Source organism: Clostridium sp. K13, assembly GCF_019734195.1.
GTDB lineage: Bacteria > Bacillota > Clostridia > Clostridiales > Clostridiaceae > Clostridium.
On sequence record NZ_JAASHM010000052.1, the window covers coordinates 1 to 20472 of the forward strand.

Here is a 20472-nt window from a genome sequence, read left to right on the forward strand (position 1 = left end):
CAATTATTTTTTTGAAAATATAGAAAAAGAGCTATCGCTAGCGGATTTTTTTACCCGCTATTGCGACAGCTCCTTATATTTTAGATTATTCATAAACTCTTTTGTTTCCATAAAAATAATTGCCCCTTTATTTTATTAATGATTATTAATACTTGGATAATAATTCTTTCTCTTTTTTATTAATCTGCACAAATATTTTAATATATTTTTTTACCACATCTTTTAAAATTAATATGATAAAATATATAAATATACTTAAAATTTTTATAAGGAATGATTTTTATGATTATTTACATACCAAAAAATGTACAATTTATTATAGATACCTTTTATAAAAATAATTACGAAGCTTTTATGGTTGGAGGATGTGTTAGAGATTGCTTGTTAGGATTAACACCTAAAGACTATGATATTACCACTTCAGCTCTTCCTAACATAACAGAATCATTATTTAAAAAAACAGTTCCAACTGGAATACAGCATGGAACTATTACAGTTATTTTAAATAATGAAAATCTAGAGGTTACTACATATAGAACTGAAGGGAATTATATTGATAATCGTCACCCTGAATCCGTTGAATTTGTATCAAATATAAAAGAAGATTTATCAAGACGTGATTTCACAGTTAATGCTCTTGCTTACAATAATAAAGTTGGCTTATTAGATTATTTTAATGGAATAGAAGATATAAATAATAAAATAATTAAAGCTGTTGGTAATCCTAATAAGCGCTTTCAAGAAGATGCTTTAAGAATGCTAAGAGCTATAAGATTTAGTTGCCAATTAGGATTTGAAATTGAAGAAGAAACATATTCAGCTATAAAGACAAATTATAAATTAATAAAAAATATTAGTCTTGAAAGAGTTAGAGATGAACTATGTAAAATTTTAATTTCTAATAATCCTTGCCAGGGGTTAAATATGCTTAAAGATACTGGAATATTACAAATAATCATTCCAGAAATTAATTCTCTAGTTGGCTATACACCTCGTTGCAATAATCATAATAGAGATGTTTTTAATCATACGTTAGATGTAATAAGCAATACTTCAAGTAATGATTTAATTCTAAGATTATCTGCATTATTCCATGATGTTGGTAAGCTTAATACACTTAAAGAATTACCTAATGGTCATTGTTACTTTCCTGGTCATGCCCAAGAAGGTGCAGTAATATGTAAACCAATATTATCAAGATTAAAATTTGATAATAATACTATAGATAAGGTTTCTAAAATTATTTATGACCATTTAGTTTTAGATGTAAATTATATGCCTACAGATGGTGAAATTAAAAGATTATTAAGACGTGTTGGTCCTGAAAATATATTTACTCTTTTTGAACTTCAAAAAGCAGATATAAATTCATTATGGGATCCAGTTCCGTTCTTAAAAAAGGTAGATTATATTTCTAATAGAGTAAAGTTAATTCTTGAAAATAATGATCCTCTTTATATTAAAGATTTAGCTATTACCGGTTCTGATTTAATGATAAATTTAAATATTAAACCAGGAAAAATTATTGGAGAAATATTAACTTTTTTATTAGAAAGTGTTTTAGATGATACTAGTTTAAATAATAAAGAAAGCCTTTTAGAAATTGCTAAAAACTTTCTTTAACTATAAGAAAAGCGTTGTACTTATTTCTAAGTTCAACGCTTTTTTATTTATAATAAAACTTCTTTATCTATTCCAAATAAGTAAAGATAACTTTCCTTAACTTTTTTTTCAGTTATTTTCTCTAAAGCATCTTTATAATACTTAAGCTGTGATCTATATCTATCTATTATTTCTTCTTCGTTCCCCTCTTCTACATAATCAGTCTTATAGTCTAAAAGAACTATTCCATCCTCTTCTTCAAAGAAACAATCTATTATACCTTGAAGTCTTATTTTTTCATCAATATAAACTTTCTTATTTAATTCTGGTTTATATTCAACACTACTTAATTCAGTAAAGAAAGGTAATTCTCTACTTACTAATCTTCCTTCTTTATAAGCCTTTATTAATCTTTTTCCTAAATTACTATTAAAGAAATTATAAATTTTCTTATACCAAACTGTTGAGGCTTCCTTTTCAGTTAATGAATTATCTAATACCATTTCTTCTATTTGAGCTTTAATCTCACCAATAGTATTCACCCTATCATAATTTAATCTCTGCATAACATAGTGAATTACAGTACCTCTTTCTGCTGCCGATAATCCCTTTTCCTCTTTTAAAAATTTAGGCTTTAAAACTTCCTTTTCTTTAAATACTTCAACGGTATCATGTACTTCATCACCATAAGTAAATTCTTTTTTCTTTAAATCAGAAACAGAAATATTACTTGGTAACATTGCACCTTCTATAAACTTATATTTATAATCAAGTCTTCTTTGAATTTCTTTATCCACAACTATATTTTTAGAAGTTATAAACAAGCTCTCATCTTCAATTTTATCCACAGGCTCTAAATTTTTATCCACTGTTAATAAGTCTTTTGTCCAGAATTTAATATTCCATGTGGAAAAGTCACTTGTTATTAAGTCTCTAGTGGCACCCGTTACCCCTCTAAGTTTTTCTCCACAGGTATGCTTACACATTGCCATAGCAATCCAATCTAAATATGATTTTCCTTTTAAAACTTCAGAAGGTAAAACTATATTTTCATCTAAGGATGCTGATGATATCCATCCACTAATTGCCTTTTCTAAATTGCTAGTAGCTCCAGTTATTATTAACTTTTCCTTTGCTCTAGTAAATGCAACATAAAGTATTCTCATTTCCTCAGAAAGAGTTTCTAATCTTATTCTTTTCTTTATAGCTTCCTTTGCTAATGTAGAATATGAATTTCTAGTTTCTAAATTAACAAAATTAGGTCCAAACCCTAGCTCCTCATGATATAAAATAGAATTTGATAAATCCATTAAATTAAATTGTTTTCCCATTCCACTAGTAAATACTACAGGGAACTCAAGACCTTTACTTTTATGAATACTCATAATTCTTACTACATCTTCATTCTCACCAAGAACCTTAGCACTTCCCATATCTCCAGAAGACTTTCTAAGCTTATTAATAAAGTTTATAAAATTAAATAAACCTTTAAAGCTTGTGCTTTCATATTGCTTTGCTCTTTGGAAAAGAATCTTTAAATTTGCCTGCCTTAACTTACCATTAGGCATTGCTCCAACATATCCATAGAAAGCAGTATCCATATATAAATACCAAATAAATTCATCTATAGGAGTATAAATTGCTCTTTCTCTCCACTTTGATAAATCATCCATAAACTTATTACATTTAAAACTTAATTCTTCGTTTACTTTATGAATACCTTCTGATACTTCCTTTATTACTTCATAAAAATATAAGTCCTTATTTAATAATCTTAAATCACTTAATTCCTCTGCTGTAAACCCTACTATAGGTGACCTTAATGTTGCTATCATAGGAACATCCTGCAGAGGATTATCTATTATCTTTAAAAGAGACATAATAGTTCTTATTTCAATAGATTCAAAATATCCGCTACCAGTATCGGCATATACAGGAATACCTTCAGAACCTAATTCATCTAAAAATATTTCTGACCAATTCTTTGTTGCTCTTAAAAGAATTACTATATCTTTATACTTAACATCTCTATATTCTTTAGTATCTTTATCAAATACTTTAAACTTTTTACCATCTTTATCTTCAAATAATTCCTTTATTCTTTTAGCAACTATTTTAGCTTCAAGAGTTATTCCATCAATGTCTTCTTCCTCTTCTTTAGAACCTTCTTCATTATCATCGTCAGAATAATCTTCATCCTTATCTTTTATTATTCCTGATTTATCTAATATATGAAGTTCTATTTCTCCACCAACTATTGACTCTTCATCATTAGCACTTTCAAAACTAGCTCCTAAATTTAAGGCTTCTTCATCAGTATATTCCAGTTCTCCTACAGTTTTAGACATAACCATTTTAAATATATAGTTAACCCCTTCTATAACTTCTTGCCTACTTCTAAAATTCTTATATAATTGAATTTTTCTATCATTAGTACCTTCCTCTAAAGAGTATCTATTATACTTATCTAGAAATAACTCTGGCTTTGCCTGCCTAAATCTATATATACTTTGCTTAACATCTCCAACCATGAATACATTAGCTTCTTCAAATCTTCTTCTTGAAACTAAGTCTATTATAGTTTCTTGAACGTTATTAGAATCTTGATATTCATCAACTAAAACTTCATCAAAGAATTCCATGAAGTGTTCTGCAACCTTAGAAGGAACTATATTATTATTTTCATCTCTATCTATTAATATTTTTAAGCAAAGATGCTCTAAGTCATTAAAATCTAATATATTCTTTTCTCTTTTCTTTTCATTAAATCTCTTAGAAAATTCAAGTGTTACAGATGCTAAAGTCTTCATAAAAGGATATACTCCTATTATTCCATCTAATGCTTCTTGAGGAGTAAATTCAAATGTACTTTCTATTAAAGCTTTAATCTTTTTCTTTACAGAATCTCTTATACTTTTAACTGAATTTTGGGCATTTTCATCTGAAACTTGATTTTTCTTTACTGTCTTTAACTTAATAAAAGTAATAGAATTTAATGCAGTATATATACTATTTAAATTTTCATCTAAACTTACATATGCTCTTTCTAAATAATCATAATCACTATTAAAAGCATCTAAATAAGGAGCTAATCCATCAGTATCATTAATAATATTAATAGCCTTTTTATACATATTTAAAAAACCTACTAATTCCACTCTTAAGCTATCTTTTAACACCTTAACCCACGGACTTTTATCAAGATCTTCAATTGTATCTATATTAAAATCTTCAGCTTTTTCTATTAACCATTGCTCTGGCCAAGGTCCACTCATAGAAAACCTATATAATGAAAGTATCATTTCCTTTAGTTTTTCATCATCTTTAGAACCACTATATGCTTCAATTAACTCTTTAAACTCTTCATTATCTTCTTCATAATATTCTTCAAAAAGCTCTTCAATTATTTCATTTTTCATTAAAGTTGCTTCAGTTTCATCACCTATTCTAAAGCTAGGATCTAAATCTATAGTATAAAAATAATTTTTAATTACATCTAAACAAAAGGAATGCATAGTAGTAATATTAGCTCTACTTAATAAAGTAAGCTGTCTTTGAAGGTTTTTAGAGTTAGGATTATTTTCTAATGCTTTAGATATAGCAGCTGCTATTCTTTCTCTCATTTCTGCCGCTGCAGCACTAGTAAATGTTACAACTAAAAGCCTATCTATATCTACTGGATTTTCTTCATTAGTTATTATTCTTATAATTCTCTCTACTAAAACTGCTGTTTTTCCTGAACCTGCAGCTGCTGCTACAAGTAAGTTACATCTTCTAGTTTCTATAGCTTGAAGTTGTTCTTTAGTCCATTTAGTACCTGACATAATTACTCTCCCTCCTCTTCCTTTACTTTATTAATCATAGAGTTCCATAAATCATCTTTTTTCTTTTTTAATATAATCTTATATTTATTATCTCTAATAGAAGTATCAAACTGACATATTGCCGAATAATCACAATAATCGCAATAAGTTACTTTAGATGATTTACAAGGCTCTATTTTTACTTCTCCACTAAGCATTTCCTCACAAATTTCAATCATCTTATCATTAACATATTTTCTTAAAAGTTCAAATTGTTCTTCTGTTACTACAGAACTAGTGCTTGTAAAATCTCCATCCTTTTTAAATGCTGCTGGTATTACAAGTGAATATGTCTCCATATCTTTATCCATTGCTTTAACAAGCTCAACATTTTTTAATAACAATCCATCCATCTTAAGCTTTTTTAATACTTCAACTTGAATTTCCTCTTCTGTTAAAGCTTTTTTAGACTTAATTATTGGATTATCAATTTTAAAGTATAATATTCCACCAGGCATACATTGAGTCTTTAAGATTTGCTTAGAGTTTTTAAGTATTGCATCTAAATAAACTAATAACTGTATTTGAAGACCATAATATAATTCATTTAAATCAAAATTCTTAGAGCCTGACTTATAGTCAACAATTCTTATATATGTCTCTCCATTTAAATCAACCTTATCAATTCTATCTACTCTACCTTTTAAATATACTGTTTCCTTTGAAGGTAACTCTAATTTAATAGGATCTGAATCTTTAAAATCTCCAAAGTCAAATTCACTTTTAAATATATCAAACTCACCTTTTCTCATTTGCTCTGATATTACAGTTACTGATTTAGTTATAGTCTTTTTAAATCTTTCAGAAAAATATTGATATTTCTTATTACTATTTAATATTGAGTTAGTTTCATTTTTTAACTTATTATTAACTAGCTCATTTACTATTTCACTACATCTCTCCTTAGTTAAATCACCCCATAATATATGATCTTTTCTTATTTTATTAGTAAACTGATCTAATATATCATGCATAAATGAACCTAGGTCTGGAGCTGTAAATTCATACACTTTTCTATCCTTAGCCTTTAATCCATATTGAACATAATAACTAAATGGACATTGTGCATATTTTTCTATTCTCGAAACACTAAATATTAGTCTTCCATTGTCATTACTGTAAAGTCTCTTTATTTTTTCTCTTGGTATCTTTTCAACTAAATTAGTATAGTTTAATCCGTTAAATATAATTTTAGTTCTATCTTTAAACTCTTCATTTTCCTCAAACCATTTAAATGTTTCTACCCAGTAAGGCTCAATTTCCTCTTTTTCATATTCTCTTCTTAAAGCCTCAATAAGTTCATTGAAGGTTGGAGTTGGTGCAGTTATATTATGATACTTATCATTAAATAAGTTATTATTAAATATTTCACTTTCTTCCTTCAATCTAGGTAAAATCTTTTTTAATCTAGGTATTATTATTGAAGGTCTTAATGATTTTCCTTCAAAGTCTGCCATTGGATAAGTAATCATTAAATAATTTGAAGGTATTGTTAATGCTGTATAAACCATAAATTGCTCTTCAAAAACTCTACTTCTTGTATCACTTGCAAGTTCAATTCCCATAGACTTAAGCTCAATTCTATCCTCATCAGATAATATACCTTCATCTTTATTAGCAGAAGGTAATACTCCATCATTAGCTCCTACTATATAAAGGGCTTTAACATCTCTACCTTTTACCCTTGCAATATCACCTATATTTACTTGATCTAATGCCATAGGTATTACGCCTATTTCCTTTTCTTCAAAACCAGATACTAATATCTTAGAAAATGTTTTTAAATCAACTTCCTTATCACCTAAAACTTCAACTGCTTGATCTAGCATATCCATAACTATAGATGGCACTTGAGTATATTCTTTAACTTTATCTTGCATTCCTTTTTCATTAAAATCCTCAAGCCATTTATCCATAGTTTCAAAAGCATTTATTTCTAATAAAAATTCATATAACGCAGTACAATATTTTCTTACTGTAACATCGCCTTTTATCTTATTATATAAATTAATTATCGGCCTTCTTATTTCTTCCATATACTCAAAGACTTCAATTTCTTCTTGTGTTAATTCCTCACCTTGAGAAACTAGTAAATCTCTAGTCCATTTATATCCCTTAATCCCATAAGCCAATATATAATTTTCTAGCTTATCAATAAAGGCTGATTCTAATGTTATAAGCCCACTCTTTACATACTTAAATACACTTTCATAGGACCAATTAGTAATTAATATTTCTAATACAGATATTATTAACACTACTAAAGGATTGCTTAATACTTCTCTTTTTTTGTCTAAAAAATAAGGAATATTATACTCATTAAATATTACCGAAGTTATTTTATCGTAACTATCAATTTCTCTACAAACAACAGCAATATCCTTATATCTATATCCTTTATCTCTAACTAGTCTTAATATATCCTGAGCAACCCATTCTATTTCTGAATAATTATTATTAGCCTTATACAGTCTTATATCATTACATCTATCTTTATATATTTTAAAAGGAAAGTTAAAGAAATATTTTTCTATATGCCCTAACTCCTTACTATCTTTAAATCTATAAATATATTTCTTATTTAAATTAACAGGCTCTTTATAGGAAATATTATTTTCTTGCATCATTTTTAGAATTCTATTTTCTGTATTTTTTATTACATCAAATATATCCGTTTCACCTTCAGTAAATCCTATCTCACCATCGCTACATAAAGTTATATTTACATTCTTACATTGCTTAGCTAATACTTTTAAAACCTCTAATTGTTGTGGTGTAAAAGTCGTAAATTCATCTATCCAGATTTCTGCATCATTATATAGTTCACAACTTTTTAGCTTTTGAGCTAAAATAGATAATATATCATCTGAATCTATATAACCTTTATGCAAATTCTCATTAAAAGTTTCATATATAGAAGTTAAATCATTAATCTTTTCTCTTAAATCTTTATTATCTATTTGTAATTCTTTTTCCTTTAACATTTCCTCGGAAATATTGTACTTTTTAAACTCTGTAATTGATTTTGATACTATTCCAACAAATCCTTGTTGCTTACTTATTCTATTAAAATACTGAAGCTCTTCTCCTTTATCCTTTAATAGTTTATATATAAGCATATTTTTTCCTGAGTCCTCTATTACATTAATAGCTCTTCCACCACATTTATCAAAAACTCTTGTAGCCATTCTCTTAAAGCTTAAAACTTCAGCTCTAAGTAACGCTTTTTCTCCTACATGCTCTAGTAGCTTTTTTTCAGTTTGAAATGTATATTGATCTGGTACCAACATTATTAACTTATTATTCTTATCATTATCTATTTTTTTCTTTATTTGATTTAAACAATAATAGCTTTTTCCTGCACCAGCTCTTCCAAAAATAAATCTAATTCCCATACACAACTCCTTACGCTTTAAATTCCTCTTTTAATAACCCCATAACAATAGTATCTAAATACTTACCCTTATAATAATATTTTTTTCTTCTTATTCCTTCTTCAATAAATCCACACTTTTTATAACATAAAACAGCTGCTTCATTTTCTCTAACTACTTCTAGTTCAATCTTATGAACCCTTCTCTTAAAAAATAAATATTTTAAAATAGCATTTATTGCATCTGATCCATATCCTTTTCTCCAATATCTTTTACCTATTGTTATACTAATGTTATAAACACTTCTCGTGTACATATCCTCTGAGTAAATTATTACTCCAACAATATAACCTTGCTTATTAATTATTACATAATTTCTTTTTGAAGGTATATTTAGATATTTTAAATGTTCAACTATATACTTCTTTGATAATCTTTCATATTGATTTCCATTATATTTTAATACTTCACTATCTGAACATAAATTATAAGTTTCATCAATGTCTTCCTTTAATATTTCTCTTAAATATATTTTATCTCCATAAATCACATTAATTCCCCTCCATAATTAATAATACTATTGTTCTTTAAATTTTTCTAATTATTAATATTCATAAATTATGTAATAAAAAAACTACAATATATAAAGATGATCTCTTCATATATTGTAGTTTATATAATATATATTATCTTTCAGTGATAGCTAAAGCTGCAGCACCTAGTACTCCCGCTTTACCACCTAATAAAGCTTTTTCAACTGTACAGTTTTCAACAAATGTAGGCATACATCTTTCTTCAACAACTTTTCTTATAGTATCAATAACTATGTCTCCACCATTAACTACTCCGCCACCAATAACAACTTTTTCTGGATCAAAGTTTGTTATTGTATTAGCTACAGCTATTCCAAGATAAGTTAAAGAATTCTTTAATATGTTTTTAGCAACTCTATCTCCATTTGAAGCTTCTTTAAATACTTCTTTAGCTGTAACATTATCATAATTCTTTAGTGAAGTTGTAACGTTACTTAATACAGCTTCTTTAGCTCTTTTACCAATAGCAGTTCCTGAACCTAAAGCTTCTGCACATCCTATATTTCCACATCCACATCTTGGCCCTTCTGTTGATACAGTAATATGTCCAACTTCTAATGCATTTCCTGTTGATCCTCTAAATAATTTTCCATTTAATACGGCTCCTCCACCGATACCAGTACTTGCTGTAATAAATACCATATTTTCAGTACCTTTTCCTGCACCAAACATAAACTCTCCTAATGTTGCTACGTTAGCGTCATTATCTAGATAAGTTGGTAAATCATATGCTTCTTTTATAGCTTTAACTATTTCAAAGTTTTTAAATGGTAAATTAGCAGTTTCTAAAATTACACCATTTTTAACGTCTAATGGTCCAGGAGAACCGATACCAATAGATTTTATTAAGTTTTTATCTGTTCCATCTATAACATAATTAATTGTATCTACTATTCTTCCCATAACAGCTTGGTCACCTTCATGTGCCAATGTTTCAACTGTTTTTTCCTTTATAATATTTCCTTCTAAATCTACTAAAGCTGTGTAAATTTTAGTTCCACCTAAATCAACACCTATAACATACTTATTTTCCATTTATTACCCTCCCTATATAACTTATACTATTTTAACTATATAAAAGTATACCATTTAAGATTTACGTTTACAATTATTAATTATGGAAAATTGGGAATTAATTCAGTTATTTATAAATTAATACAGTCATTTTGTCATTGTATGTATAAAAAGTACCATAAACGCCAAAAAAGCATCTAATAAATATTAGATGCTTTTGGCGGAGAACAAGGGATTCGAACCCTCGCACCAGTATTATCCAGCCTACTCCCTTAGCAGGGGAGCCTCTTTAGCCACTTGAGTAATTCTCCATTTTTGGCGGAGAGACAGGGATTCGAACCCTGGGTACGCTCACACGCACGCCGGTTTTCAAGACCGGTGCCTTAAACCAACTCGACCATCTCTCCAAGACAAGATTAATTATAACAACAGTTATAATTTATGTCAACACATTTTAAAAACTTTTTTTATATTTTTTTATTTACTTAATAATCCTTAGTAATAACCTCTAATTTACCACTTTCAGAATCCATTATTAATCCATGTACCTTAATGTCTCTAGGAATTAAAGGATGTTTTTTTATAAGCTCTACACTTTCTTTTACAGACTCTTCTACAGAATCAAATCCATGTAGCCATTTTTTAATATCAATTCCAGAGTTATTTAATGTTTCTATGGTTTCTTTTGTAACTCCTCTATTAATTATCTTATTAATTGTTTCTTTACCATTAATATTACTCATTCCACAATTTTTATGTCCAATTACTAATACTTCATCTGTATCGAATTCATAAATAGCAACTATAATGCTTCTTATAATACTTCCAAATGGATGTATTATCGTAGCCCCTGCATTTTTTACTATTTTAGCATCACCATTTCTCAAATTTAGTGCTTTTGGTAATAGTTCTGTTAATCTTGTATCCATACAAGATAATATTACTAACTTCTTATCTGGATATTTGCTAGACTTATATTTTTCATATTCTCTATTTTCTACAAAGTCCTTATTAAATTCTAATATTTCATCTAATTTATTCATATATACCCCAACCTATTATAAAAGATTTTATAAATTTATTTTACCATAATTTATAATTATATATTCAAAAAAAAAGCTCCTAGCAAACGCTAGAAGCTTTTGGCGGAGAGACAGGGATTCGAACCCTGGGTACGCTCACACGCACGCCGGTTTTCAAGACCGGTGCCTTAAACCAACTCGACCATCTCTCCTCGGAACAATTGTTATTATATCAACCTATAAATATTATGTCAACACTTTTTATAAAAAAAATTATAAATTTATTTTATGTCCACTTGCTCCAGCTTTATAGCTCTTTAAAAACAACTCAAATCCCTTATTTATCTCTTCACTTAATATATCTTCATCATTTATTTTAAGCAATTCCATAGCAGCTTCTATTGTACATAAATTTCCTTCTTCTTGACCTCTTCTTAACGTAAACTTAGATACTCTATTTGTTTCTAATGATAATATAGGTAAGTTTTTTAGATAATCACTTTTTCTTATTATTTTCCAAGCTTCTCTCCAGGTACCATCAACAATAATAAATACCGGTGTATTATTATCTTTATTGTATTTAGCTTTTCTTATCTCCATCTCTTTATTCATTATTGGAAATACTAAATAAACATTATAAATATCATTATTTATATAAGATAAAATACTACTTGGAATTTCACCCCTTTTCCAAATAATTATTTCCGTAGATTTAGTATTAATTTGTTTTAATAAATTAGCTGTATTTGTATTTCTATATACTTCTTTTTCACTAGATAAAATTACAAACTTAGCTTTTGTTTCAACCTCTTTTATACTCTTGCATATACAAGTTATAATTGGTAATCCACACTTACTGCAATTTTCACATATTCTTGTTATTTGCTTCTTATTCTTCATCCTAACCTCTTAACTATATATTATAACTAACATAATACTATATTTAGCTATTAATGAAAAATGATGAATTTAGTATTATATTATACTAAATTCATCATTCTCATAAATTTTTATATTTCTCTAACAACTTTATTTATTATTATTCAGAAAGTTGTCCATGTTTTTCATAATTAGTAATTCTACTAACTTTATTTTCTTCATCTACAAAAACAACCTTTGGTTTATGCTCTTTTATCTCTTCTGTATCTAAATCGCAATAAGCCATTAATATAATTTTATCTCCAACTTGTACACATCTTGCAGCTGCCCCATTTAAACAAATCATTCCTGATCCTCTTTCACCTGCAATTGTATATGTTTCAAATCTTGCTCCATTATCTATATCTACAATATGAACTTTTTCATACTCATATATTCCCGCTGCATCTAATAAGTCTTCATCAACAGTTATACTTCCAACATAATTTAATTCAGCTTGTACAACTGTTGCTCTGTGTATCTTACCTTTTAACATATTTACTTTCATTGTTACTTCTCTCCCTACTATAACTCATATGTGAAATTATCTATTAATCTTGTTTTTCCAATAAACACCGCTATTGCTACTAATACTGATTTCTCTATAGTGTCTACACCTTCCATAGAAAAACTATCTACTACCTCAATATAATCAATTCTAGCTAATTTCTCTGATTCAATTATCTCTTTAATAGTACTTATAATATTAGATGAAGTTCTTTCCCCATCTTTAATCTTTTCTCTAGCAATATTTAATGCTTTGCTTAAAATTGTTGCTGCACTTCTTTCCTCAATAGATAAATAAGTATTTCTAGAGCTCTTAGCAAGTCCATCTTTTTCTCTTACTATAGGGCAACCTATAACTTCTACATCTATATTTAAATCTCTTACCATTCTTTTTATTATAGCTAATTGTTGAGCATCCTTTTCTCCAAAGTAAGCTCTATCTGGTGATACTATATTAAATAACTTGGTTACTACAGTACAAACACCCCTAAAGTGAGTTGGTCTACTCTTACCACATAATCCACTTGTTAATCCATTCATATCAACAAAGGTAGAAAAATCCTCAAAGTACATTTCTTCACTTTTAGGATGGAATATAATATCTGCTCCAGCCCCTTCACATACCTTACTATCTCTTTCTAAGTCTCTTGGATAAGTAGATAAATCTTCTTTAGGTCCAAATTGAATAGGATTAACAAATATACTTACAACAACCTTATCATTTTCTTCTGAAGCTCTTTTTATTAAGCTTTCATGCCCTTCATGTAAATACCCCATAGTCGGAACAAATCCAACCTTTAATCCTTGAGATTTCCACCCTTTTACTCTATCTCTTAATTCATTTATTTTATCTAAAACTATCATATCCTTACCCTCTAATATAATTTTTCAATTACTTCATCATTTATTTTAAAAGAATGTTCCTCTGCAGGGAAAACTCCATCCTTAACTTCTTCTATATATTTCTTAAATGCTATATTCATTTTTTCACCTAAATTTTCATACTTTTTAACAAACTTAGGAGTAAAATCACTATACATACCTAACATATCTTGATATACAAGTATTTGTCCATCACAATCTGAACCTGCTCCAATTCCTATAGTAGGAATTGTTAATTTCTCACTTATAATTTTAGCAAGTTTAGCTGGAACACATTCTAATACGACAGCAAATGCTCCTGCTTTTTCTACTGCAATAGCTTCCTCTATAAGTCTCTTTGCAGCCTCTTCATCTTTACCTTGAACTTTAAATCCACCAAAAGCATTAACTGATTGAGGTGTTAAACCAATATGTGCCATAACAGGTATAGAAGCTTTTACTATAGCCTCTATCTTATCGCATACTTCAAGTCCACCCTCTAATTTAACTACATGCGCTCTACCTTCTTTAATTAACCTTCCTGCATTAACAACTGCATCATATACTGATGTTTGATATGACATAAAAGGCATGTCCGCTACAACTAATGTATTTTTTACTCCTCTTGATACTGCTTTAGTATGGTGAATCATATCTTCCATAGTAACTGATAAAGTATCTTCATACCCTAAACAAACCATTCCTAATGAATCTCCAACTAATATTCCATTTATTCCAGCTTCATCAATTATTTTTGCTGTAGAATAATCATATGCTGTAAGCATAGTTAATTTTTCATTTTTTTCCTTTGCTTGTTTAAATGTAACTGCTGTGTTTTTCATAACTATTCTCCTAAATATTCTTCTAAATTTTTATAATCTCGCTCTAAATTTTTTACTTTTGCTATCTTTAAAATATTTTTTGATAGTAATCTATATAATTCTTTATCTTCTTCACGTAAAACATTTAAATGATTAATAACAGTAGTTAAATCTCCTCGTTCTATAGGACCAGTTAAACTATTAACCGTTCCTCTTTCCTTAATATTTTTTAAGTTAAACTCTATTAAAGGATACAAGGCTTCCATGGCTATTTCCTTTGTAAAACCACATTCCTCTAAATAGTTAACTCCATTATTAATTAATCCTAATACTAAATTACTAACTGTTACTGATGCAGCATGATATAAAGTCTTATTATCTTTACTAATAACAGCTACACCATTTCCTAATTTTGTGAATAGCATTTTAAAATATTTAATATGTTTTTCATGACCTTCAATTGTTATAAATGCTTGAGATAAATCTTTATATGAATTATATTTGTCCGAGATAGCGAACATTGGATGAATAGAATAACCATATGCACCATGATTATTTATATTTGAAAAGACTTCTGAAGAAATAGAGCCACTACAATGGCAAATTAATTTTTCTTTAATAGGTAACTCTTTTATTTCATTCCATACATCAATAATTTGATTATCTGGTGTTGTAATAAATATAGCATCACTATTTTTTATTAAATCTTCTAATTTATTATATTGTCTCGTATTTGTAAAAATTGCAGCTTCTTTAGATGAATGCTGTGATTTACTATAATACCCACTTACGTCTATATTGTTTTCGTTTAGATATTTTCCTAAGGAAAAGCCAACTTTTCCTGCTCCAATAAATCCAAATTTTATAATTATCACCTCCAAAAGAGTGTGATACTAACAAGTCCCATTCAAAAAATGATATGAGCTATTTCTTTTAATCTTCAAACTTCAAATATATATGGTGCGGTTTAATTAAAATACCACCCATAATAAATCTAACATACTTCAAAAATTTGTCAATATATCTTGTAATACTCTTTCTAATATTTCTATGAAAAAGTATAAAAAAATAAGATATAAGAAAATTAAAATTAATTTTCTTATATCTATAATTTATACTATCTTATAACATCCATTCCACCCATATATGGTCTTAAAGCTTCTGGTATATTAATTGATCCATCTTCATTTAAGTTGTTTTCTAAGAATGCAATTAACATTCTAGGAGGAGCAACAACTGTATTGTTTAATGTGTGGGCAAAGTATCTACCCTTTTCTCCATTTACTCTGATTTTTAATCTTCTAGCTTGAGCATCTCCTAAGTTAGAGCAGCTTCCTACTTCGAAGTATTTCTTTTGTCTTGGAGACCAAGCTTCAACGTCAATAGATTTAACTTTAAGATCTGCTAAATCTCCTGAACAACATTCTAAAGTTCTAACTGGTATATCTAAAGAACGGAATAATGCTACAGTATTTTTCCATAATTTTTCGAACCATTCTTTACTTTCTTCTGGCTTACAAACTACTATCATTTCTTGTTTTTCGAATTGATGTATTCTGTAAACTCCTCTCTCTTCTATTCCGTGAGCACCTTTTTCTTTTCTGAAGCAAGGTGAGTAACTAGTTAAAGTTTGTGGAAGATTTTCTTCTTTTAATATAGTATCGATGAACTTACCTATCATTGAGTGTTCACTAGTACCTATTAAGTATAAATCTTCACCTTCAATTTTATACATCATAGCTTCCATTTCAGCAAAACTCATAACACCAGTAACTACTTCGCTTCTAATCATGAAAGGTGGAATACAGTAAGTAAATCCTTTATCAATCATGAAATCTCTAGCATAAGAAAGTATTCCTGATTGTAATCTTGCAATGTTACCCATTAAGTAATAGAATCCATTACCAGCTACCTTTCTAGCTGCATCTAAATCTATTCCATTTAACTTTTCCATTATTTCTGTGTGATATGGAATTTCAAATTCAGGAACCACTGGTTCACCAAACTTTTCAACTTCTACATTTTCACTATCATCTTTTCCTATTGGAACACTTGGATCAATAATATTAGGGATAACTAACATTATATTTCTAATTTTTTCTTCTAATTCAGCTTCTTTAGTTTCTAATTCTGCAAGACGAGCTGCTTGTTCATTAACCTTATTTTTTAATTCTTCAGCTTCTTCTCTCTTTCCTTGCCCCATTAATGCACCAATTTGCTTAGAGATAGTTTTTCTGTTTGATCTTAATGAATCTGCTTCTTGCTGAGTAGCTCTACTTTCTACATCTAAAGCAATTACTTCATCAACTAAAGGAAGCTTTTGATCTTGGAACTTATTCTTAATATTTTGCTTAACTATTTCTGGATTTTCTCTTAAAAATTTTAAATCTAACATAATATCCTCCATGTGTATCTTATTATTATTTTTTTCTGATATAAAAAAAAGAGCTCTTTCTTCCCATATAAGGGACGAAGAACTCCGTGTTGCCACCCTAATTGATAATAATCTTATTTATTATTATCCACTCTTTATAAACTAACGGGTTTATCCGTACTGCTCATCACAGTCCCTCCAAGGTGGATTCATAAAATATTGCTATCAGTTTTCACCAACCACTGACTCTCTTAAAACAATTAATTTATTACTAGCCTTTTCAACGGTTTAATATAATATTTATGATATTAATATATTATAAGCTCCTACTTTTTGTCAATACATTTAAAATCCTAATTTAACAAATGTTTTTAATAAGATAAGAGCAATATTTAAAACAAATAATAAAGCTTTATTTAGTATTAATATCTCTAGTGCAAATTATATCTACTCCACTATTTAAAATGTTCTTACATATAATACTTCCCATTTTTATAGGAATACTTACATATAATCTACTAACAACTTTAGACATTTCTATCCATAATTCCTTATCAACTTCATCACTACTTTTAACAGGAACAACTTTAAACCTATCACTTCCTTTAACTCTAACTACAGAAGTGAAAATATCTTTTTTTCCCATACTTACTACTCCTATTATATATCTTTAAATTCCTTAATTCTACCTGATATTATATTTGAATTTTTTGAATCATCTACTATATCAGTAATTTTTCTATCTAGCTCTCTAGATAGTATTTGAATTATCTTTTCGTTACAATATGAGCCATGACAATTTCCAAATCCAGCTCCTGTTCTTCTCTTAACACCTTTAACTGTTCTTGCACCTAATGGCCTTCTAATAGAATCAACAATCTCACCCTCTGAAACATTGTTACACATACAAACTATCTTTCCATAACGTTTATCTAAGTTAATAACTTCATTAATCTCATTTCTATCCATTTCTCTAAATCGATAAAACTCTCTTCTTTTATCAATAAAATTCTTTTTTAATCTACAATTTAAATTACTACTAATAGTGTCACATAACATTTTTCCTATAGCCGGTGCTAATGTAACTTTTCCGTAATGTGTTCCTATAACACTAATATAACCCTTATCTATTTTTTCATCATCTACTACAATAGAATCCTTATCATAACTTTCCCTAAATAAATTATTTATATTACTTTTATTTAATCCCTTTAATAATTTAGATGCATAATGTAAATTGTCATCTAAACTAGTTTTTTCAATACTTTTTATTCCAATAAGAGACCCACCATTTAATACAGGAGTAGAAACAACAAAAGTATCTTTATCAAAAGTTTTAGTAACTATTCTTTCTAAATTATTTTCATAATTATCATCTAGTAAAATATAACTCATGTTTTTAAAAGAATTTATTCCATCGTTTGATTCTTTTTCTTCAACTACGCCCTTTTCATTTATATAAATTTCATTTGCAATTGTATTTATAACTACTTTACAAGAAAATTTATTTTTATTAGTTTCAACCCTAAATCCCTTAGTAACATTCTGAATAGTTAAAACTTCTTCTTCTAATCTAAAGTTAACACCATTATCAAAGGCTACTTCAGCATATGCAATTGCTAAATCATAAGGAGCTACTATTGCAACATTCTGAGAATATAATCCTTTTTTCACTTCAGCATTAATATTAGGCTCTATTTCATATACCTCATCTGGATCTATTAAATATACTCCATCAATTCCACGTCTTATTGCTCTTTCATACATCTCATTTAATTTAATTACTCCATTATCATCATTAACTACTCTTAATGATCCAATTCTCTTAAATGGTACATTGAATTTATCACATAAATCTTCTAATAATATATTTCCTATATACTCTAATCCAGCCATAACATTATTAGATGTTTCTGAACCATCATATACTATTGAAGTATTAACAAATGAAATATCATCTGCTATATCAAATTCTTTTTCAATTACAGCTATATTTAAATTATATTTAGATAATTCATAAGCAACAGCACATCCAATTATGCCTCCACCTAAAACTAAAACATCATAATCCATAATTCAATTCCCCTAATTTATAAAATAAAATTATTTTCTTTTAATTCCTCTTTTATTAACTCCATATTTTCAGTAGAGTCAGCAGAAATAGTATGCAGGTGTACTCCATTAGTTAAAGCAGATAATGGTTTTGCATTTATTTCTTTTAATGAGTTTTTAAATTTATTTAAATCATTAAGATTCTTTATCATTAATATACCTTTTATTTCACCATATAAAGGATGCTCTACTATTACATCTTCTATTATTCCACCATATTTAACTACTATTTCAAGCTCCTTAATAACGTCTTCGTGATTATGATTTACTGCAATAACCGATTTTACTCTACTACTATTATCATCATTAATCATATATCCATCTGGAGTCGCTATTATATTATTTCCCTGTGCTCTTAAAATAGCAATATCTTTAACTATTATTTGTCTTGTTACATTAAAATTGTCAGCTAATGTTGTTCCTTTAATAGCCTTTTTTTCTCTTATTAACATTTCCATAATGTTATTTCTTCTTTCATCAGCTTTCATAATTCACCCCATAATTTAATTTTTATTATCACTTTCTCTTATTACATCTAATAATTTACTTCCACTTATCTTATTACTATGATGATATCTAACTGTATCTAAGAATTCCTTATCATATGTATTAAAGTGCTTTAACAAATTTGCACCTTTTTCTGCATGATAATAATATGAATCAATAGCCTTAATTGTATTATATTTTTTCAACCTACCCTTAGTCATTTTATTTAATATCACTAATATAGATTTTTCTATAACATTAAGACTATATTCACTCTTTCCTATATCATGTAATAATGCAACTTTTGCTACTCTATTTAAATTTATATTTTTTCCTTCAGATAATCTTACAGCATCTTTACTAACTCTAATACAGTGCTGTTTATCCATTTTTCTTAATTTATTAAATAAATTTCTTTCCTTTTTGTTTAAAAATTTATTTACATATGCAGTATCAACATCTTCTGATAAAGATTTTACTGCCCAAACAAATTGTTTAACCCTATATAAAGACATTTAATTATCACCTTGTTCTTTAACATATATTGTAATACACATACATATTTATAATACCACTATTATAAATAAATTAAAAATATAATGATATATCTTATTTAGTTATATTTCTACATTTATATTGTAAAAATTCTTTAAAGCAAAAAAAAGCTACGATTTAAATCGTAGCTTTTGGTGGAGGTAAAGGGATTCGAACCCTTGACCCCTTGCGTGCAAGGCAAGTGCTCTCCCAACTGAGCTATACCCCCAAAAATGGTGGACCTTCAGGGACTCGAACCCCGGGCCGACCGGTTATGAGCCGGTTGCTCTAACCAACTGAGCTAAAGATCCTTATTACCTGGCAACGTTCTACTCTCCCACACAGTCACCCGTGCAGTACCATTGACGCTGTAGAGCTTAACTTTCCTGTT

At 28.0% G+C, this 20472-nt stretch carries 16 protein-coding genes, 5 tRNA genes, 1 rRNA gene and 1 other annotated feature; of the genes, 1 reads left to right on the forward strand and 21 read right to left on the reverse strand.

Annotated elements, in window-relative coordinates; genetic code table 11:
- Nucleotides 1-282: 282 nt before the first annotated feature.
- On the forward strand, nucleotides 283-1623 hold the full coding sequence (locus HCG76_RS17485) for a CCA tRNA nucleotidyltransferase (RefSeq protein ID WP_221701541.1): 1341 nt from the start codon (nucleotides 283-285) through the stop codon (nucleotides 1621-1623).
- A 47-nt stretch (nucleotides 1624-1670) separates the two neighbouring features.
- Here HCG76_RS17485 and addA read toward each other — a convergent pair whose 3' ends face one another.
- The 21 genes from addA to rrf form a co-directional block, all read right to left on the reverse strand.
- On the reverse strand, nucleotides 1671-5426 hold the full coding sequence (gene addA / locus HCG76_RS17490) for a helicase-exonuclease AddAB subunit AddA (protein ID WP_221701540.1): 3756 nt from the start codon (nucleotides 5424-5426) through the stop codon (nucleotides 1671-1673).
- 2 nt (nucleotides 5427-5428) lie between these two features.
- Nucleotides 5429-8860, reverse strand: coding sequence for a helicase-exonuclease AddAB subunit AddB (gene addB / locus HCG76_RS17495; RefSeq protein ID WP_221701539.1), 3432 nt, complete (start codon nucleotides 8858-8860; stop codon nucleotides 5429-5431).
- Between the two features lie 10 nt (nucleotides 8861-8870).
- A complete protein-coding gene (locus HCG76_RS17500; RefSeq protein ID WP_221701538.1) occupies nucleotides 8871-9389 on the reverse strand; it encodes a GNAT family N-acetyltransferase in 519 nt (172 codons plus the stop codon).
- A 136-nt stretch (nucleotides 9390-9525) separates the two neighbouring features.
- Nucleotides 9526-10467 (reverse strand): ROK family protein, encoded by a 942-nt coding sequence (locus tag HCG76_RS17505; protein ID WP_221701537.1) that lies wholly within the window; start codon nucleotides 10465-10467, stop codon nucleotides 9526-9528.
- A 197-nt stretch (nucleotides 10468-10664) separates the two neighbouring features.
- Nucleotides 10665-10757 (reverse strand) — tRNA-Ser (locus tag HCG76_RS17510).
- Nucleotides 10758-10762: 5 nt separating this feature from the next.
- A tRNA-Ser gene (locus HCG76_RS17515) sits at nucleotides 10763-10853 on the reverse strand.
- A 78-nt stretch (nucleotides 10854-10931) separates the two neighbouring features.
- Nucleotides 10932-11489: a beta-class carbonic anhydrase gene (locus HCG76_RS17520; RefSeq protein WP_221701536.1), complete on the reverse strand. Its 558-nt coding sequence runs from the start codon at nucleotides 11487-11489 to the stop codon at nucleotides 10932-10934.
- Nucleotides 11490-11589: 100 nt separating this feature from the next.
- Nucleotides 11590-11680, reverse strand: a tRNA-Ser gene (locus HCG76_RS17525).
- 61 nt (nucleotides 11681-11741) lie between these two features.
- Nucleotides 11742-12368 carry a tRNA-uridine aminocarboxypropyltransferase gene (locus HCG76_RS17530; RefSeq protein WP_221701535.1) on the reverse strand — a complete coding sequence of 209 codons (627 nt, stop codon included), beginning with the start codon at nucleotides 12366-12368 and terminating at the stop codon, nucleotides 11742-11744.
- A 139-nt stretch (nucleotides 12369-12507) separates the two neighbouring features.
- Complete coding sequence (gene panD / locus HCG76_RS17535; RefSeq protein ID WP_221701534.1) at nucleotides 12508-12894, reverse strand: aspartate 1-decarboxylase; 387 nt, start codon at nucleotides 12892-12894, stop codon at nucleotides 12508-12510.
- A 17-nt stretch (nucleotides 12895-12911) separates the two neighbouring features.
- On the reverse strand, nucleotides 12912-13757 hold the full coding sequence (gene panC / locus HCG76_RS17540) for a pantoate--beta-alanine ligase (RefSeq protein ID WP_221701533.1): 846 nt from the start codon (nucleotides 13755-13757) through the stop codon (nucleotides 12912-12914).
- 11 nt (nucleotides 13758-13768) lie between these two features.
- Nucleotides 13769-14596 carry a 3-methyl-2-oxobutanoate hydroxymethyltransferase gene (gene panB / locus HCG76_RS17545; RefSeq protein ID WP_221701532.1) on the reverse strand — a complete coding sequence of 276 codons (828 nt, stop codon included), beginning with the start codon at nucleotides 14594-14596 and terminating at the stop codon, nucleotides 13769-13771.
- Between the two features lie 2 nt (nucleotides 14597-14598).
- Nucleotides 14599-15450: a Rossmann-like and DUF2520 domain-containing protein gene (locus tag HCG76_RS17550; RefSeq protein WP_294173910.1), complete on the reverse strand. Its 852-nt coding sequence runs from the start codon at nucleotides 15448-15450 to the stop codon at nucleotides 14599-14601.
- Between the two features lie 242 nt (nucleotides 15451-15692).
- Nucleotides 15693-16970, reverse strand: coding sequence for a serine--tRNA ligase (gene serS / locus HCG76_RS17555; protein ID WP_221701531.1), 1278 nt, complete (start codon nucleotides 16968-16970; stop codon nucleotides 15693-15695).
- A gap of 67 nt (nucleotides 16971-17037) precedes the next feature.
- Nucleotides 17038-17242, reverse strand: a binding site (T-box leader).
- Between the two features lie 119 nt (nucleotides 17243-17361).
- The gene (locus tag HCG76_RS17560; RefSeq protein ID WP_221701530.1) at nucleotides 17362-17595 is read right to left on the reverse strand and encodes a DUF1667 domain-containing protein; all 234 of its coding nucleotides are present in this window, start codon (nucleotides 17593-17595) and stop codon (nucleotides 17362-17364) included.
- A 14-nt stretch (nucleotides 17596-17609) separates the two neighbouring features.
- A complete protein-coding gene (locus HCG76_RS17565; protein ID WP_221701529.1) occupies nucleotides 17610-19022 on the reverse strand; it encodes an NAD(P)/FAD-dependent oxidoreductase in 1413 nt (470 codons plus the stop codon).
- A gap of 17 nt (nucleotides 19023-19039) precedes the next feature.
- Nucleotides 19040-19549, reverse strand: a complete 510-nt coding sequence (locus tag HCG76_RS17570) for a transcription repressor NadR (protein WP_221701528.1) — start codon at nucleotides 19547-19549, stop codon at nucleotides 19040-19042.
- Nucleotides 19550-19564: 15 nt separating this feature from the next.
- Complete coding sequence (locus tag HCG76_RS17575) at nucleotides 19565-20062, reverse strand: HD domain-containing protein (protein ID WP_221701527.1); 498 nt, start codon at nucleotides 20060-20062, stop codon at nucleotides 19565-19567.
- A 172-nt stretch (nucleotides 20063-20234) separates the two neighbouring features.
- A tRNA-Ala gene (locus tag HCG76_RS17580) sits at nucleotides 20235-20310 on the reverse strand.
- Between the two features lie 5 nt (nucleotides 20311-20315).
- Nucleotides 20316-20392 (reverse strand) — tRNA-Ile (locus HCG76_RS17585).
- Between the two features lie 5 nt (nucleotides 20393-20397).
- Nucleotides 20398-20472, reverse strand: a 5S ribosomal RNA gene (gene rrf / locus HCG76_RS19630); the annotation flags it as partial.

What these genes read in the sequence shown, in the direction of transcription:
- HCG76_RS17485 (WP_221701541.1), top strand. Translation starts at nt 283, where the DNA reads ATGATTATTTACATACCAAAAAATGTACAATTTATTATAGATACCTTT.
- HCG76_RS17575 (WP_221701527.1), bottom strand. Translation starts at nt 20,062, where the DNA reads ATGTCTTTATATAGGGTTAAACAATTTGTTTGGGCAGTAAAATCTTTA.
- panC (WP_221701533.1), bottom strand. Translation starts at nt 13,757, where the DNA reads ATGATAGTTTTAGATAAAATAAATGAATTAAGAGATAGAGTAAAAGGG.
- HCG76_RS17570 (WP_221701528.1), bottom strand. Translation starts at nt 19,549, where the DNA reads ATGAAAGCTGATGAAAGAAGAAATAACATTATGGAAATGTTAATAAGA.
- HCG76_RS17520 (WP_221701536.1), bottom strand. Translation starts at nt 11,489, where the DNA reads ATGAATAAATTAGATGAAATATTAGAATTTAATAAGGACTTTGTAGAA.
- HCG76_RS17505 (WP_221701537.1), bottom strand. Translation starts at nt 10,467, where the DNA reads ATGGAAAATAAGTATGTTATAGGTGTTGATTTAGGTGGAACTAAAATT.
- HCG76_RS17530 (WP_221701535.1), bottom strand. Translation starts at nt 12,368, where the DNA reads ATGAAGAATAAGAAGCAAATAACAAGAATATGTGAAAATTGCAGTAAG.
- serS (WP_221701531.1), bottom strand. Translation starts at nt 16,970, where the DNA reads ATGTTAGATTTAAAATTTTTAAGAGAAAATCCAGAAATAGTTAAGCAA.
- HCG76_RS17560 (WP_221701530.1), bottom strand. Translation starts at nt 17,595, where the DNA reads ATGGGAAAAAAAGATATTTTCACTTCTGTAGTTAGAGTTAAAGGAAGT.
- addB (WP_221701539.1), bottom strand. Translation starts at nt 8,860, where the DNA reads ATGGGAATTAGATTTATTTTTGGAAGAGCTGGTGCAGGAAAAAGCTAT.
- addA (WP_221701540.1), bottom strand. Translation starts at nt 5,426, where the DNA reads ATGTCAGGTACTAAATGGACTAAAGAACAACTTCAAGCTATAGAAACT.
- panD (WP_221701534.1), bottom strand. Translation starts at nt 12,894, where the DNA reads ATGAAAGTAAATATGTTAAAAGGTAAGATACACAGAGCAACAGTTGTA.
- panB (WP_221701532.1), bottom strand. Translation starts at nt 14,596, where the DNA reads ATGAAAAACACAGCAGTTACATTTAAACAAGCAAAGGAAAAAAATGAA.
- HCG76_RS17565 (WP_221701529.1), bottom strand. Translation starts at nt 19,022, where the DNA reads ATGGATTATGATGTTTTAGTTTTAGGTGGAGGCATAATTGGATGTGCT.